This window comes from Polaromonas sp. (assembly GCF_031411155.1).
In the GTDB taxonomy this organism is placed as follows: Bacteria; Pseudomonadota; Gammaproteobacteria; order Burkholderiales; family Burkholderiaceae_C; genus Polaromonas.
In genome coordinates, this window is the sequence record NZ_JANOAL010000091.1 from 1 (window position 1) to 14,603 (window position 14,603).

At 64.7% G+C, this 14,603-nt stretch carries 14 protein-coding genes; 10 read left to right on the forward strand and 4 right to left on the reverse strand.

The annotated features are described in order from the left end of the window. On the forward strand, window positions 1-1,741 hold a 1,741-nt coding region (locus RMO23_RS05695; RefSeq protein ID WP_309679352.1), incomplete at its 5' end, for a response regulator. Window positions 1,742-1,807: 66 nt separating this feature from the next. Here the strand turns inward: RMO23_RS05695 and RMO23_RS05700 are convergent. Then, a complete protein-coding gene (locus RMO23_RS05700) occupies window positions 1,808-3,289 on the reverse strand; it encodes a deoxyribodipyrimidine photo-lyase (protein WP_309679355.1) in 1,482 nt (493 codons plus the stop codon). Between the two features lie 74 nt (window positions 3,290-3,363). On the opposite strand from RMO23_RS05700, the gene RMO23_RS05705 reads away from it, so the two are divergent. From RMO23_RS05705 to RMO23_RS05730, 6 genes are all read left to right on the forward strand, one after another. Further along, on the forward strand, window positions 3,364-3,951 hold the full coding sequence (locus RMO23_RS05705; protein ID WP_309679357.1) for a YqgE/AlgH family protein: 588 nt from the start codon (window positions 3,364-3,366) through the stop codon (window positions 3,949-3,951). Beyond that, a complete protein-coding gene (gene ruvX, locus RMO23_RS05710; RefSeq protein ID WP_309679359.1) occupies window positions 3,948-4,364 on the forward strand; it encodes a Holliday junction resolvase RuvX in 417 nt (138 codons plus the stop codon). Before RMO23_RS05705 ends, ruvX begins: the two co-directional genes overlap by 4 nt. Next, window positions 4,361-4,867, forward strand: coding sequence for a bifunctional pyr operon transcriptional regulator/uracil phosphoribosyltransferase PyrR (pyrR, locus tag RMO23_RS05715; RefSeq protein ID WP_309679361.1), 507 nt, complete (start codon window positions 4,361-4,363; stop codon window positions 4,865-4,867). The genes ruvX and pyrR overlap by 4 nt, the downstream gene beginning before the upstream one ends. A gap of 34 nt (window positions 4,868-4,901) precedes the next feature. After that, on the forward strand, window positions 4,902-5,864 hold the full coding sequence (locus RMO23_RS05720; protein ID WP_309679363.1) for an aspartate carbamoyltransferase catalytic subunit: 963 nt from the start codon (window positions 4,902-4,904) through the stop codon (window positions 5,862-5,864). Window positions 5,865-6,033: 169 nt separating this feature from the next. After that, window positions 6,034-7,332: a dihydroorotase gene (locus RMO23_RS05725; RefSeq protein ID WP_309679365.1), complete on the forward strand. Its 1,299-nt coding sequence runs from the start codon at window positions 6,034-6,036 to the stop codon at window positions 7,330-7,332. Between the two features lie 40 nt (window positions 7,333-7,372). After that, window positions 7,373-8,113 (forward strand): lysophospholipid acyltransferase family protein, encoded by a 741-nt coding sequence (locus RMO23_RS05730; protein WP_309679367.1) that lies wholly within the window; start codon window positions 7,373-7,375, stop codon window positions 8,111-8,113. Window positions 8,114-8,123: 10 nt separating this feature from the next. On the opposite strand, the gene RMO23_RS05735 is transcribed toward RMO23_RS05730, so the two are convergent. Beyond that, window positions 8,124-9,221, reverse strand: a complete 1,098-nt coding sequence (locus RMO23_RS05735; protein WP_309679369.1) for an ABC transporter ATP-binding protein — start codon at window positions 9,219-9,221, stop codon at window positions 8,124-8,126. A 112-nt stretch (window positions 9,222-9,333) separates the two neighbouring features. Between RMO23_RS05735 and RMO23_RS05740 the strand changes: the two genes are divergently transcribed. From RMO23_RS05740 to RMO23_RS05750, 3 genes are all read left to right on the forward strand, one after another. After that, window positions 9,334-10,944 carry an iron ABC transporter permease gene (locus RMO23_RS05740; RefSeq protein WP_309679371.1) on the forward strand — a complete coding sequence of 537 codons (1,611 nt, stop codon included), beginning with the start codon at window positions 9,334-9,336 and terminating at the stop codon, window positions 10,942-10,944. Window positions 10,945-11,141: 197 nt separating this feature from the next. After that, window positions 11,142-11,363: a CsbD family protein gene (locus tag RMO23_RS05745; protein ID WP_309679373.1), complete on the forward strand. Its 222-nt coding sequence runs from the start codon at window positions 11,142-11,144 to the stop codon at window positions 11,361-11,363. A gap of 75 nt (window positions 11,364-11,438) precedes the next feature. Then, complete coding sequence (locus RMO23_RS05750; RefSeq protein ID WP_309679375.1) at window positions 11,439-12,008, forward strand: hypothetical protein; 570 nt, start codon at window positions 11,439-11,441, stop codon at window positions 12,006-12,008. Between the two features lie 187 nt (window positions 12,009-12,195). Here the strand turns inward: RMO23_RS05750 and hutH are convergent, their stop codons facing one another. Then, window positions 12,196-13,734, reverse strand: a complete 1,539-nt coding sequence (hutH, locus tag RMO23_RS05755) for a histidine ammonia-lyase (protein ID WP_309679377.1) — start codon at window positions 13,732-13,734, stop codon at window positions 12,196-12,198. A gap of 53 nt (window positions 13,735-13,787) precedes the next feature. Continuing rightward, on the reverse strand, window positions 13,788-14,603 hold an 816-nt coding region (gene hutU, locus RMO23_RS05760; RefSeq protein ID WP_309679379.1), incomplete at its 5' end, for a urocanate hydratase.

Consider the following 14,603-nt stretch of genomic DNA (forward strand, 5'->3'; position numbering starts at 1 on the left):
CAACTTGAACCGCCTGCGCCAGCAACTGCGTGACATTGAACTGCAGGCAGAAACCCAGATGCAGTCGCGCCTGGCCCAGACCAAGGAAGCCCAGGCCGGGTTCGACCCGCTGGAATTCGACCGCTTTACCCGCGTGCAGGAGCTGACCCGCATGATGGCCGAGTCGGTCAACGACGTGGCGACGGTGCAGCGCACGCTGCAGCGTACGGTGGAAGCGACCGAGGATGACCTGATCGCCCAGGCGCGCCAGACCCGCGAGCTGCAGCGCGACCTGCTGCGCACCCGCATGGTGGAGTTCGAAGCGATTTCCGACCGGCTGTACCGCGTGGTGCGGCAAACCTCCAAGGAAACCGGCAAGCAGGTGCGGCTCGATTTGCTGGGCGGCACCATCGAGATGGACCGCGGCATGCTGGACCGCATGATGCCGGCCTTCGAGCACTTGCTGCGCAACTGCGTGGTGCACGGCATTGAAAGCCAGCAGGGCCGCGCCGCGACCGGCAAGGACCCGGTCGGGCTGATCACCGTGCATCTTCGCCACGAAGGCAACGACGTGTCGGTGGACTTCAGCGATGACGGCGCCGGCCTGGATTTGCACCGCATTCGCGAAAAGGCCGTCAGCCAGGGCCTGGTGACGGCCGAGCAGCCGCTCGATGACCAGGCGGCGGCCAACCTGATTTTCATGCCGGGCTTTACCACGGCCGCGCAAGTGACCGAACTCGCCGGCCGCGGCATCGGCATGGATGTGGTGCGGTCCGAAGTCAATTCACTGGGCGGACGGATTGAAACCTCGACCGTGTCCGGTCAGGGCACCCACTTCAAGCTGGTGCTGCCGCTGACCACGGCGGTGACGCAGGTGGTGATGATTCGCTCGGGCGAGCTGACGCTGGGCGTGCCCTCGAATTTGGTGGAAACCGTGCGACGCGCTTCCGCCAAGGAACTGCAGCAGGCTTACAACGGCGGCACGCTGGATGTGGCGGGCGAGGCGGTGCCCTTCTTCTGGTCGGGCGCGCTGCTGCAGTCTTCCCAGCACAGCAGCGAAGCGCAGTCCAAAACCACGCCGTTGGTGGTTTTCAGAAGCGCCGCCCAGCGCATCGCCCTGCACGTCGATGAAGTGCTGGGCAACCGCGAGGTGGTGGTGAAAAACCTGGGGCCGCAGCTGTCGCGCCTGCCGGGTCTGGCCGGCATGTCGGTGCTGCCGTCGGGTGCGGTGGTGCTGATCTACAACCCGGTGGCGCTGGCCTCGGTGTACGGCCAGCAAGCCCGCGCCTGGAGTTCTGACCGGGCCGAGCCGCACATGCTCGAAGCCCTCAGTGGCGATGCGGCCAATGCGCCCGCACTGGTGACGGTGGCGCCGCAAATCCCGCTGATTCTGGTGGTGGACGATTCGATCACGGTGCGGCGCGTGACCCAGCGCCTGCTGCAGCGCGAAGGTTACCGCGTTGCCATGGCGGCCGATGGGCTGCAGGCGCTGGAGCGCTTGCAGGAAGAGCGCCCGGCGGTGGTGCTGTCCGATATTGAAATGCCGCGCATGGATGGCTTTGACCTGGCGCGCAACATCCGGGCCGATGCCGCCCTGAGCAAGCTGCCCATCATCATGATCACCTCACGGATTGCCGAAAAGCACCGCGAGCACGCCAAAGAGCTCGGCGTTGACCACTACCTCGGCAAACCGTATTCGGAAGACGAGTTGATCAGCCTGGTGCGACACTACTGCGCCGCCGAAACCGCTGTTTCGGCATGAAAAGTGCCTCTAGCCCAAGAATGACGCGTATATTTAGCTATAAAAACAATAGCAACAGGGCGGCGTTCAGCGGTCACGCTTCCTGACCACCGCGTAGCGCTGCAGCGTCAGCGCCCGCGCCTCGTCATGCTGCACGATGGGCGCCGGGTAGTTTTCCCCCAGCACCACCCCTGCGGCGGCCAGATCGAGCGGTCTGGCCAACCAGGGGCTGTGCAGCGCTGATGCCGGCAGCCCGGCCAGAACCGGCAGGTATTTGCGGATGAAGCTGCCGTCGGCATCAAATTTTTCGCTCTGGCTGACCGGGTTGAAGATGCGGAAATAGGGCTGGGCATCGCAACCGGTGCTGGCCGCCCATTGCCAGCCGCCGTTGTTGGCCGACAGGTCAAAATCATTGAGCTTTTCGGCAAAGTAACGCTCGCCCCGGCGCCAATCTATTCCCAGGTCCTTGACCAGAAAGCTGGCGCTGACCATGCGCAGCCGGTTGTGCATATAGCCGGTCTGGTTGATTTGCGCCATCGCCGCATCGACCAGCGGATAGCCGGTCTGGCCGTCGCACCAGGCCTGGAACAGCGTATCGGCCTTGTCACCCTGTTCCCACGCAATCGCGTCGTAGTCGGGCTTGAAGGCCTGGCTGGCGGCATGCGGAAAATTGCTCAGAATCTGCGCATAAAAATCGCGCCAGACCAGTTCGCTGAGCCAGCTGGCGGCGCCCGCGTTGCCGGCCTGTTGCTGCGACAGGGCGGCCGCCGCCAGTGCGCGTATCGACACGGTGCCAAAGCGCAGGTGCACGCCCAGATAGCTGGGGCCCTTGACCGCCGGAAAATTGCGCTTTTCGTCGTAATGTGCGATGCGACCCAGAAAATCCTCCAACAGCGTGGCACCGCCCCGGCTGCCGATGGGGATTTTCAGCGCCGAAAGGTTGGTCTTTTCAAATCCCAGCGCCTGCAGCGTCGGTATGCCCCGGTCTGCCTCGGCGGCCGCGCTGGCCAGCGCCGCCGCGTACTTTTCAACCGGATAAGGCGTGAGGTAAAAGCGGTCGATTTTTTTCAGCCAGGCATTTTTGTAGGGGGTGAACACGCTGTAGGGTTTGCCGGCCAGCGTCAGCACTTCACTGCGCTCAAAAATGACGTGGTCCTTGAAACTGTGAAAGGCCACGCCCTGGGCCTCCAGCCGGGCCTGCACGCTGGCGTCGCGGGCCAGCGACTGCGGCTCGTCATCATGGTTGGCAAACACCGCATCCACCGCCAGCCTGGCCGCCAGTGCCGGCAGGGCAGCGCTGGCCCGGTCATGCAGCACCAGCAAACCGGCATCGGTGACGCCGTTTTCATGCCCCAGGCCGCGCAACTGGCCGTCCAGGTCCAGCAGCGACTCCCGGATGAACTCGACGCGCCGGTCGGCTCGGGGCAGGGCATCCAGAATGTCCCGGTCGAAGACGAAGACGCAAAACACCCGATGGCAGGCTTTCAGCGCGTGGAAAAGCGCGGCGTTGTCTTGCGCCCGCAAATCGCGCCGGAACCACATCAGGCCGGTCTGGTATTTTTTTGGCATGGGTTGATGGTAGCGAAGTGGTTGGCAGATCCTCAGATACCGCCCTGGCCTGGCAGTACGCGTAAAATCCCCGCATGGCCAAGGATTTCGAACAGATCAACCTGACACACCACTTCCTGATTGCCATGCCGGGGCTCAATGATGAGGCTTTTGCCAGGAGCGTCATCTACATGTGCGAGCACAGCGACCGGGGCGCCCTGGGTCTGATCATCAACAAACCCAGTGACATCAACCTCAAGCGCCTGTTTGACAAGGTTGAACTGCCGCTGCACCGCGACGACCTGAGCGACACCCCGGTGTTCCAGGGGGGGCCGGTGCAGACCGAGCGGGGCTTTGTGCTGCACGAATCGATGATGCCCGGCAATGAATCGGTCTACGCCTCCACCATGACGATTCCGGGCGGGCTGGAGATGACGACCTCCAAGGATGTGCTGGAAGCACTGTCCACCGGGGCCGGGCCGCGCAAGGTGTTTGTCTCGCTCGGTTACTCGGCCTGGGGTGAAGGCCAGCTGGAATCGGAGATCTCGGACAACAGCTGGCTGACCGTGGCTGCCGACATTGCGGTGATTTTCGACACACCGGTGGCCGAGCGTTACGACAAGGCGCTGATGCTGCTGGGCCTGCAAAGCTGGATGCTGTCGCCCGAGGCGGGGCACGCATGAGCCTGGCGACGGCGCCCACTTCGGTGGCGGGTCTTCAGACATTTCTGGCTTTCGATTTCGGACTCAAACGCACCGGCGTGGCGAGCGGCAACGCGCTGACCCGCACCGCCACGCCGCAAGCCACCATTGCCGCCGCGGGCGATGCCCGCTTCAAGGCGGTCGAGCAGCGCATCAGGGAATGGCAGCCCGATGCGCTGGTGGTCGGCATTCCGTTTCATCCCGACGGCGCCAGCCACGACAATACCCTGCGTGCGCAAAAATTTGCCCGGCAGCTGCGCGGACGTTTTGGCCTCAAGGTATTTGAGGTCGACGAACGCTACAGCACGACCGAAGCGCTGGCCGGCGGGGCGACAGACGCCGATGCGGCCTCCGCCTGCATCATTCTTGAGCAATTTTTAAGGAGCCTTCCGTGAGCAGTCTGACCCTGGACGCCGAGGCGCTGTACAGCGAGTTGCTGCGCAGCATGCGGCTGCAACTGGCCGCCTATCAGCAGCCGCCGCTGCTGGTCGGCGTGGCCTCTGGCGGCGCCTGGCTGGCGCAGCGCCTGCAAAAGGACCTGGGCCTGGCGCAGGATGCCGGCGTGCTGTCGTCATCGATGCACCGCGACGATTTTTCGCAGCGCGGCCTGGCCTCCAGCGGGCAGACGCTGCTGCCTTTTGATGTCAACGGCGCCCATCTGATTGTGGTGGACGACGTGCTCTACACCGGCCGCACCCTGCGCGCGGTGCTCAATGAACTGTTTGACTACGGCCGGCCGGCCAGCGTCAAGCTGGTGGTGCTGGTGGACCGGGGCGGGCGCGAGTTGCCGGTGCAGCCCGACCTGGCCGTGGCACGCGTCACGCTGCCGGCGTCGCAAAGCCTGGAGCTGGCGCGCGATGAACATGGCCGCTTCAGCTTTCAGGTCCAGGACCGGTAAGCAAGAGATAAAAAGACAAAGAGGAGTCCAGCGCGTGTTGTACCGACGAAACCCACAACTCAATAAAAACGGTGAGCTGATTCACCTGCTGTCGATTGAAGGCCTGCCCAAGGCCACGCTGACGCAGATTCTGGACACTGCCGCCAACTTTGTGTCGGTGAACAACCGCGAGGTCAAGAAAGTGCCGCTGCTGCGCGGCAAGAGCGTTTTCAACCTGTTTTTCGAGAACTCCACCCGCACCCGCACCACCTTTGAGATCGCCGCGACGCGGCTGTCGGCCGACGTCATCAACCTGGACATCGCGCGTTCCTCGGCCTCCAAGGGCGAGTCGCTGCTGGACACCATCGCCAACCTGAGCGCCATGGCGGCCGACCTGTTTGTGGTGCGCCACAGCGAATCCGGCGCGCCCTACCTGATCGCCCAGCATGTGGCGCCGCATGTGCATGTGATCAATGCCGGCGATGGCCGCCATGCACACCCGACGCAGGGCCTGCTCGACATGTACACCATCCGGCATTACAAAAAAGATTTCAGCAATTTGACGGTCGCCATCGTCGGCGATGTGCTGCACTCGCGCGTGGCGCGCTCCGACATCCACGCCCTGACCACGCTGGGCTGCCCCGAGGTACGGGTGGTCGGGCCCAAAACCTTGGTGCCGGCCGACATGGCGCAGATGGGGGTGCGCGTCTGCAACACGCTGGAAGAAGGCATCAGGGGCGCCGACGTGATCATCATGCTCAGGCTGCAGAACGAGCGCATGTCGGGCGCGCTGCTGCCCAGCAGCCAGGAGTTTTTCAAGAGCTTTGGCTTGACCAACGAGAAGCTGCAACTGGCCAAACCCGACGCCATCGTCATGCACCCCGGTCCGATCAACCGGGGTGTGGAAATTGATTCGGCGGTGGTCGATGGTACGCAAAGCGTCATCCTGCCGCAGGTCACCTTCGGCATCGCGGTCCGCATGGCGGTCATGGGCATCGTGGCGGGGAATGAAGCATGAGTGTGGCCCCCACGCTACCCACTGCGTGTGGTTCACTGCCCCCCGAGGGGGCGCTGCGCCTGCGGCCCGGCTAAGCCGGTTCCGCGGCCCCTGTTGAAAGGGACGGGGTAATTTCGCCCGTTGCGTGTGGTTTTCTCTCTTGGCTGAATGAATTTTTCCGAAAAGTAACATGAAACTTCTCATCAAAAACGGCCGGGTGATCGACCCGGCCAGCGGACTGGACGAAGTCGGTGATGTGGCCATTGCCGCCGGGCGCATCGTGTCGCTGAAAAATACCGCCGCCGATTTCGCTCCCAACAAAACACTCGACGCCAGCGGCTGTATCGTGGCGCCCGGCCTGATCGATTTGTCGGCCCGGCTGCGCGAGCCCGGTTATGAACACGAGGGCATGCTGGAAAGCGAACTGGCCGCGGCGGTGGCCGGCGGCGTCACCAGCCTGGTCTGCCCGCCCGATACCGATCCGGTGCTGGACGAGCCCGGCCTGGTCGAGATGCTCAAGTTCCGCGCGGAAAAGCTGCACCAGTCGCGCGTCTTTCCGCTGGGCGCACTGACCCGCGGCCTCAAGGGTGAAGCGCTGACCGAGATGGTGCAACTGACCGAGTCGGGTTGTGTCGGTTTTAGCCAGGCCGAAGTGCCGCTGGCCAACACCCAGGTGCTGTCACGCGCCCTGCAGTACGCGGCCACCTTTGGCTATACCGTCTGGCTGCGTCCGCAGGAAATGCATCTGGGCCAGGGTGTCGCCGCCAGTGGCGCGCTGGCCACGCGCCTGGGCCTGAGCGGCGTGCCGGTGGCGGCGGAAACCATTGCGCTGCACACGATTTTCGAGCTGATGCGCGCCACCGGCGCGCGGGTTCATCTGTGCCGCATCAGCAGTGCCGCCGGCGTGGCGCTGGTGGCACAGGCCAAGGCCCAGGGTTTGAACGTAACTTGCGATGTCAGCATCAACAGCCTGCACCTGACGGATGTGGACATTGGCTACTTCGACAGCCGCATGCGGCTGAACCCGCCGCTGCGCCAGCAACGCGACCGGGATGCGATTCGGCGCGGCCTGGCCGATGGCACGATTGACGCGCTGGTGTCAGACCACACGCCGGTCGATGAGGACGCTAAGACCCTGCCGTTTGCCGAGGCCGAACCGGGAGCTACCGGGATTGAGTTACTGCTGGGCCTGGCCTGCAAATGGGGTGCCGACAGCCAGGCCGGCATGCTGCGCTCGCTGGCGGTGCTGACCAGCGAACCGGCGCGCGTGCTGGGCCCTGCGCTGGGAACGCTGCAGGCCAGTGCCGGCCGCCTGGTCAGGGGCGGGGTGGCCGATATCTGCGTGTTTGACGCGGCAGCCGACTGGATGATCGAGCCGGCCAGCCTGCGCAGCCAGGGCAAGCACACGCCGTTTTCGGGTCACCAGCTGGGCGCGCGGGTGCGCTGGACGCTGGTGGGTGGCCAGGTCGCTTACGAAGCGGCGCCTTGAATCGGCGCTTTAAGCGGCCTTGTTCCGCATCGGGCAAGGCATGAAGCTACTGGGCGTGAGCTGGAAGTTGCTGCGGGCCATGGTGCATGCCGTGCACGGTTTCTGGATCATCAAAACCATTTTCCCCAGGCTGGAGCAGGTTGAGCAAGAGGGCCGCGTTCAGGCCTGGGCGGCTGAAATGCTGCGCATTGTCGGCATTGAGCTGCAAGTGAAGGGCTCGGCGCCCGCCCAGGGTCCGGTGTTGCTGGTGGCCAACCATATTTCGTGGCTGGATATTCTGGTCATGCATGCGTCGCGCCATTGCCGCTTTGTCTCCAAGTCGGATGTCAAGGCCTGGCCGTTTGTCAGCACCCTGGCCAATGGCGCCGGAACCTTGTACATCGAGCGCGAGTCGCGCCGCGATGCGCATCGGCTGGTGCGGCAAATGGCCGAGCGCTTGCGTAGCGGTGACATTCTGGCGGTGTTTCCCGAGGGAACGACGGGGGACGGCATCACGCTCCTGCCCTTTCATGCCAACCTGATCCAGGCCGCGATCGAGGCATCCGTGCCGGTGCAACCGGTGGCGCTCAGGTTCATCGACACCGCCAGCGGGCAGGTCAGTTTTGCGCCCAGCTATGTGGGCGACGAAACCCTGATCGGATCGATCTGGCGCACCCTGACCGCGACCGGCCTGAAAGCCGTGGTGACTTTTGGCGAGGCCCAGGCCGCACAGGGCCATACCCGGCGTTCATGGGCGCAGGCCCTGCGGGGAGAAATCGAGCGCCTGCGTCAGAGCCCTTGACGCACGGCGGTCATTGCAGGGCAATGCCCGGCAATGAGTCTTCGGGTTCACGCGGGAAAGTCACCACATGGTCGACCTCGGCGCGTATGCCCACCCATTCGCCCAGGGCATGGTCGTGGTGCGACGGTACATGCGCCATGACGGTTTCCCCGGTCTTGAGCCGCAGCGTGTACAAAAATTCGGAGCCGCGAAACGCCTTGCGCAGAATCTGCGCCTTGACCGGCGCATTGTCATCATGGACGATGTCGTCGGCGCGCAGCAGCACATCGCATAAGCCGCCGGCATAGGCATCGGGCAGGGGGCATTCCTGCATGTCGGTCAGGTCGCCGAGTGCGGTGTGCACCACCACTTCAGCGCCCAGCTGCTCAATGTGTGCCTGCGCAAACACGCCGTGGCCGATGAAGTCGGCGACAAAGCGGGTGGCGGGGCGGTGGTACAGCGCATAGGCGTCTTCCCACTGGTGCAGATGCCCCTCGTGCATCACCCCAATGCGGTCGCCAATGGCAAAGGCTTCGAGCTGGTCATGCGTCACGAACAGGGCGGTGGCGCCGGCGGCTTTCAGGATGCCGCGCACCTCGTGCGCCAGGCGCTCCCGCAGGTCGACGTCCAGATTCGAAAAAGGCTCGTCCAGCAACAGCAGGCGCGGCTGCGGCGCCAGCGCGCGCGCCAGCGCCACCCGCTGCTGCTGCCCGCCCGAAAGTTCGTGCGGAAACCGCTTGTGCACCTGGCCCAGACCGACCAGTTCCAGCACTTCGCCGACCCGCTGCGCGCGCTGGGCCGGTGTGAGGTGCATCAGCCCGAAACCGACGTTGTGCGCCGCATTGAGGTGCGGAAACAGCGCGTAGTCCTGAAACACCATGCCGATGCGGCGCGATTCGGCCGGCACATGGATGCCGCTGCTGCTGACGATTTGCTGCGCCAGCCGGATGCTGCCCGACTGCGCGCGCTCCAGCCCGGCGACGGCGCGCAACAAGGTGGTCTTGCCGCAACCCGACGGGCCGATAAACACCCCGATTTCACCTGCCTGCAGGCTGAACGAAACGCCGTCAACGGCCGGTCTGGAGCGGCCCGCATAGTGCACGCCAAGCTGGGAGACTTGCAGAAACATGAAATCGATTGTAGATGCTTACAATTCTCATTTGCAGTGACTGTCTGCAAAACCATGGCGCACGCGGGTGGGGGCAATGCTCCTGTCCATCGGGGCCTTTCTTCAGGTTTCCATGCGCCCTCGTTTTCTTCCTGCTGCTTTTCTGGTCGTGCTGGTCGGTCTGCTGACGCTGCCGGTGCTCGCCGTGGCGCTGTCCTGGCTGCAGTTCAATGACGAGGCCTGGTCCATCCTGAGGCAGATGCTGCAAACCGTGTTGCCCGACTACGCCTGGACCTCGCTGCTGCTGTGTGTCTGCGTCGGCCTGGGGGTGGCGCTGGTGGGCATGGCCACGGCCAGCGCCGTCACCCTGTTCGAGTTTCCGGGGCGGCGCCTGTTTGAATGGGCCTTGCTGTTGCCGCTGGCCATGCCGGCCTATGTGCTGGCCTACGCCTACACCGATTTTTTGCAGTACGCCGGGCCGCTGCAAACCGGCTTGCGGGCGGCCTATGGCTGGCAAGGCCGGCTGTTGCCCGAGGTGCGCAGCCTGGGCGGTGCCGTGCTGGTGTTCACCGTGGCGCTCTATCCCTATGTGTATCTGCTGGCGCGCACCGCGCTGTCGGAGCGGGCCGTGCACCTGATGGAAGCGGCCCGCCTGCTGGGCGCGCCGCTGTCGCGCCGGATTCGCGGTGTGGCCCTGCCGCTGGCGCGTCCGGCCGTGGCCGCCGGTGTGGCGCTGGCCCTGATGGAAACCCTGGCCGACTTTGGCGTGGCCAGCTATTTCGGCATCCAGACCTTTACCGCCGGGATTTACAAGGCCTGGCTGTCCATGGACAACCGCATTGCCGCCGCGCAATTGGCGACCGTGCTGCTGATCGTGGTGGCGGTGCTGGTCAAGATCGAGCACAGCGCGCAAAAGCGCATGCGCTTTTCCGCCAGCCGTGGTGGGCGGGCCGGCGCGGCCGATGCAGCGCCGGTGCAGTTGCGGGGCGGACGCGCGCTGCTGGCGTGGCTGGTCTGCGCCGCGCCGATTGCGCTGGGCTTTGTGTTGCCGGTGCTGTTCATGCTGCGTCCGCTGGTGCTGGGCTGGGACAACCTGCTGTGGGACAAGTTTCTGGGCTGGACGCTCAACAGCGTGTGGCTGGCCAGCCTGAGCGCCGCGCTGGCGACGGCGCTGGCGCTGGGGCTGGCTTTTGCGCTGCGGCGCCAGCCGCATCTGCTGACCCGCGCCGCGGTGCAGCTGGTCGGTCTGGGTTATGCGGTGCCCGGCGCCGTCATCGTGGTCGGCCTGCTGCTGCCCGTGGGCTGGCTGCAGGCGGCGGCGCCGCAGACCAGCGCTGGCTACTGGGTCACGGCCACGGTGCTGGGCATTGTCTGGGCCTATCTGGTGCGCTTTAGCGCCGTCGCCTTGCAAACCCTGCACAGCGCCTATTCGCGCATTCCGGTCAGCTTTGACGACAGCGCGCGCATGCTGGGCAGCACCGGCGCCGGCCTGCTGGCGCGGGTGCACTGGCCGCTGCTCAAGCGCTCGGTCGCGGCGGCCGGGCTGCTGGTGTTTGTCGATGTCATGAAGGAGCTGCCGGCCACGCTGGTGCTGCGCCCGTTCAACAGCGACACGCTGGCCGTCGTCACCTACCAGCTGGCGCGCGATGAACGGCTCGGCGAGGCGGCGCTGCCGGCACTGGCGCTGGTGCTGGTGGGCCTGCTGCCGGTGCTGCTGCTGAGCCGCACGCTGCGCGCCCGGTAGTCCCTTCCTTTCCCCCGGCCGCAGGGCGCGCGCCGATTTGTAAGCATGAGCCTACGTGCAGCGAATGCGCGGGACTACCGCGCACGCGCCCGATCAAAAGTATCGTGTAACCATGTCGCACCCAGAAGACTTGCGACAGCCGTTCCGGCCCCCCAACAGGCCCAGGGCGGATTCATCAACATTTTCAGGAGAGCAGCATGAACAATGATCGTGTAGAAGGTAACTGGATGCAGTTCAAGGGCAAGGTCAAGGAGCAGTGGGGCAAGCTGACCGATGATGACCTGGATGTGATTGCCGGCAAGCGTGACCAGTTGCTGGGCAAGATTCAGGAGCGCCACGGCATCACCAAGGACGAGGCCGAGAAGCAGCTTGATGATTGGCACGGACGCAACCCCACCAACTTCTTTGAACGCTACTGACTGGCGCCGGGGAACGAAAGCCCGTTTCCGGTTTCTTCAAATTACCTCACATCAACGCTCACCCAAGGACTCATTATGAACATCAAACTCCTCATGCTGACCGCCGCCGTGTCTTGCGCCTTTGCCGGCAACGCCATGGCGATGACCAAGGACGAATACAAGGCGCAGAAGGCCACGGTTTCCGCCGATTACAAGGCCAACCGCGACAAATGCGGCACCCTGAAAGCCAATGCCAAGGATATTTGCGTGTCTGAAGCCAAGGGCGCTGAAAAGGTCGCCAAGGCCGAGCTCGAAGCCCAGTACAAGCCGAGCCCGAAAAATACCGAAAAAATTGCTCTGGCCAAGGGTGACGCAGCCTACGACACCGCCAAGGAAAAATGCGACGACATGAAAGGCAACACCAAGGATGTCTGTGTCAAGGAAGCCAAGGCGATGCATGTGAAGGCCAAGGAAGATGCCAAGATGGCCATGGTCGCCGCTGATCCCGGCAAAACAAAAACCGAAAAAATGGACGCCAAGAAAGATGCCAACGCCGAAAAACGCGAAGCCGACTACAAGGTGGCCAAGGAGCGTTGCGACAGCCTGGCCGGTGCCGCCAAGGACACCTGCCAGAACGACGCCAAGGCCAAATTTGGCATGAAGTAAGCCAGCCTGGAGTTCCGGCCTTCAGGGCGCGGGACTGAAGCGGCTGGACCTCATTAAAAAACCCGGCGCTGCGTTTGCAGTGCCGGGTTTTTTTACGCAAGAAATGCTATCAAATTAATAGCGTAAAACGCAATTAATGTAAGGGCTGTAGCCTGTTTCTACCTCCAAACGAGGGCAGTCAGGCAGTTCAGGCCAGGCGCAGCGCGCTGAGCTCGGCGATCTGCGCTTCACCGGCCACGCCGATGCGGCCCTGCACCACCAGCTGGTGCACCCGTTCCATGTCGGGCGCCAGGCTGCGGTCCAGCATCATGGCCGGCGATACCGAGCGCACCAGTTGCAATAGGCCCTCCACCGCGGCAGAGCTCTTGAGCGGCCGCAAAAACTCGATGCCCTGGGCCGCGGCCAGCAGCTCGATCGCCACGATGTACTCGGTGTTGCGCAGCATCGGCTGCAGGCGGCGCGCGGCAAACGTCGCCATGCTCACATGGTCTTCCTGATTGGCCGAGGTCGGCAGGCTGTCGACGCTGGCCGGATGCGCCAGCGACTTGTTTTCAGAGGCCAGCGCGGCGGCGGTCACATGCACGATCATGAAACCCGAATTGAGGCCGGGCTCGGGCGTCAGAAAGGCCGGCAGGCGCGACGCCACGGTATCGACCAGCATGGCGATGCGGCGTTCGGTGATGGCGCCAATTTCGGCGATGACCACGGCCAGCGCATCGGCCGCCAGCGCCACCGGCTCGGCGTGAAAATTGCCGCCCGACAGCAGCGTGCCGCTTTCGGCAAACACCAGCGGGTTGTCGGTGACGGCATTGGCCTCGCGCACCAGCACCTGCGTTGCGTAGCGCATCTGGTCCAGGCAGGCGCCCATCACCTGCGGCTGGCAGCGCAGGCAATAGGGGTCTTGCACCCGGTCGTCGCCTTCCAGGTGCGAGCGGCGTATCTCGCTGCCCACCATCAGCGCGCGGTAGGCGGCGGCGCAGTCAATCTGCCCGGGCTGGCCGCGCACCGCGTGAATGCGCGGATCGAACGGGCCATCGCTGCCGCGCGCGGCATCGAGCGTGACGGCGCCGGAGATCACGGCCGCTTCAAACAGGCGCTCGGTCGCCAGCAGGGCGTCAATCGCCAGCGCGGTCGAGACCTGGGTGCCATTGATCAGCGCCAGCCCTTCCTTGGCCGACAGGCGTATCGGCGCCAGCCCGGCCTGCTTCAGCGCGGCGGCGGCGCCCATGCGCTCGCCCCGGAAAAACACCTCGCCCTCGCCGATCAGCGGCAGGCACAGATGGGCCAGCGGCGCCAGGTCGCCCGAGGCACCGACCGAGCCCTGGCACGGAATCACCGGCGTCAGGCCCTGGTTGTACAGGGCCAGCAGCATGTCGATGACGCTTTCGCGCACGCCCGAAAAGCCGCGCGCCAGGCTGGCGGCTTTTAGCAGCAGCACCAGCCGCACCACGCGCTCGGGCATCGGCTCGCCCACGCCGACGGCGTGCGAGCGCAGCAGGTTCAGCTGCAGGGTCTCCAGGTCGGTTTGCGCGATGCGCTGGTTGGCCAGCTTGCCAAAGCCGGTGTTCACGCCATAGACGGCGGCGCCGCCCTGCGCGGCCTGCTGCACCAGCGCGGCGCTGGCGCGTATGCCTTCGGTGGCCGAAGGGGCTATGGACAGCTGGGCGCTGCCCGCATGAAGTTCGCGCAATTGCGCCAGCGTGATGTGGCCGGGTTGGATGTTCATAAGGTGCTCAGTCGTTATCAGAAAATGTCAGGAAAGGAATTGGACAGCCGGCTTCAGCCCAGCATCGGCAAATTCAGGCCGTTGTCCTTGGCGCTTTGCTTGGCGATGTCGTAACCGGCATCGGCATGGCGCATGACGCCGGTGGCCGGGTCGTTGAACAGCACGCGCCCGACGCGGTCTGCTGCTTCGGGCGTGCCGTCGCAGACGATGACCACGCCCGAATGCTGCGAGTAGCCCATGCCGACGCCGCCGCCATGGTGCAGGCTGACCCAGGTCGCGCCGCTGGCGGTGTTGAGCAGGGCGTTGAGCAGCGGCCAGTCGCTGACCGCATCGCTGCCGTCCAGCATGGCTTCGGTCTCGCGGTTCGGCGAGGCGACCGAGCCGCTGTCGAGGTGGTCGCGGCCAATCACAATCGGCGCCTTCAGTTCGCCGTTTTTCACCATCTCGTTGAAGGCCAGGCCGGCCAGATGCCGCTCGCCCAGGCCGATCCAGCAGATGCGCGCCGGCAGGCCCTGAAAGCTGATGCGCTGCTCGGCCATGTCGAGCCAGCGGTGCAGGGGCTTGTTGTCGGGGAACAGCTCCTTCATCTTCGCGTCGGTCTTGCGGATGTCTTCCGGGTCGCCCGACAAGGCCACCCAGCGGAACGGGCCGACGCCGCGGCAAAACAGCGGCCGGATATAGGCCGGCACAAAGCCGGGGTAGTCAAACGCATTGGCCAGGCCAAAGTCCTTGGCGACCTGGCGCAGGTTGTTGCCGTAGTCCACCGTGGGAATGCCCATTTCGTGAAAAGCCAGCATGGCCTTGACATGGGTGACGCAAGACTTGCCGGCGGCCTGCGTCAGCGCGGCGTGCTGCAGCGGGTCTTTTTG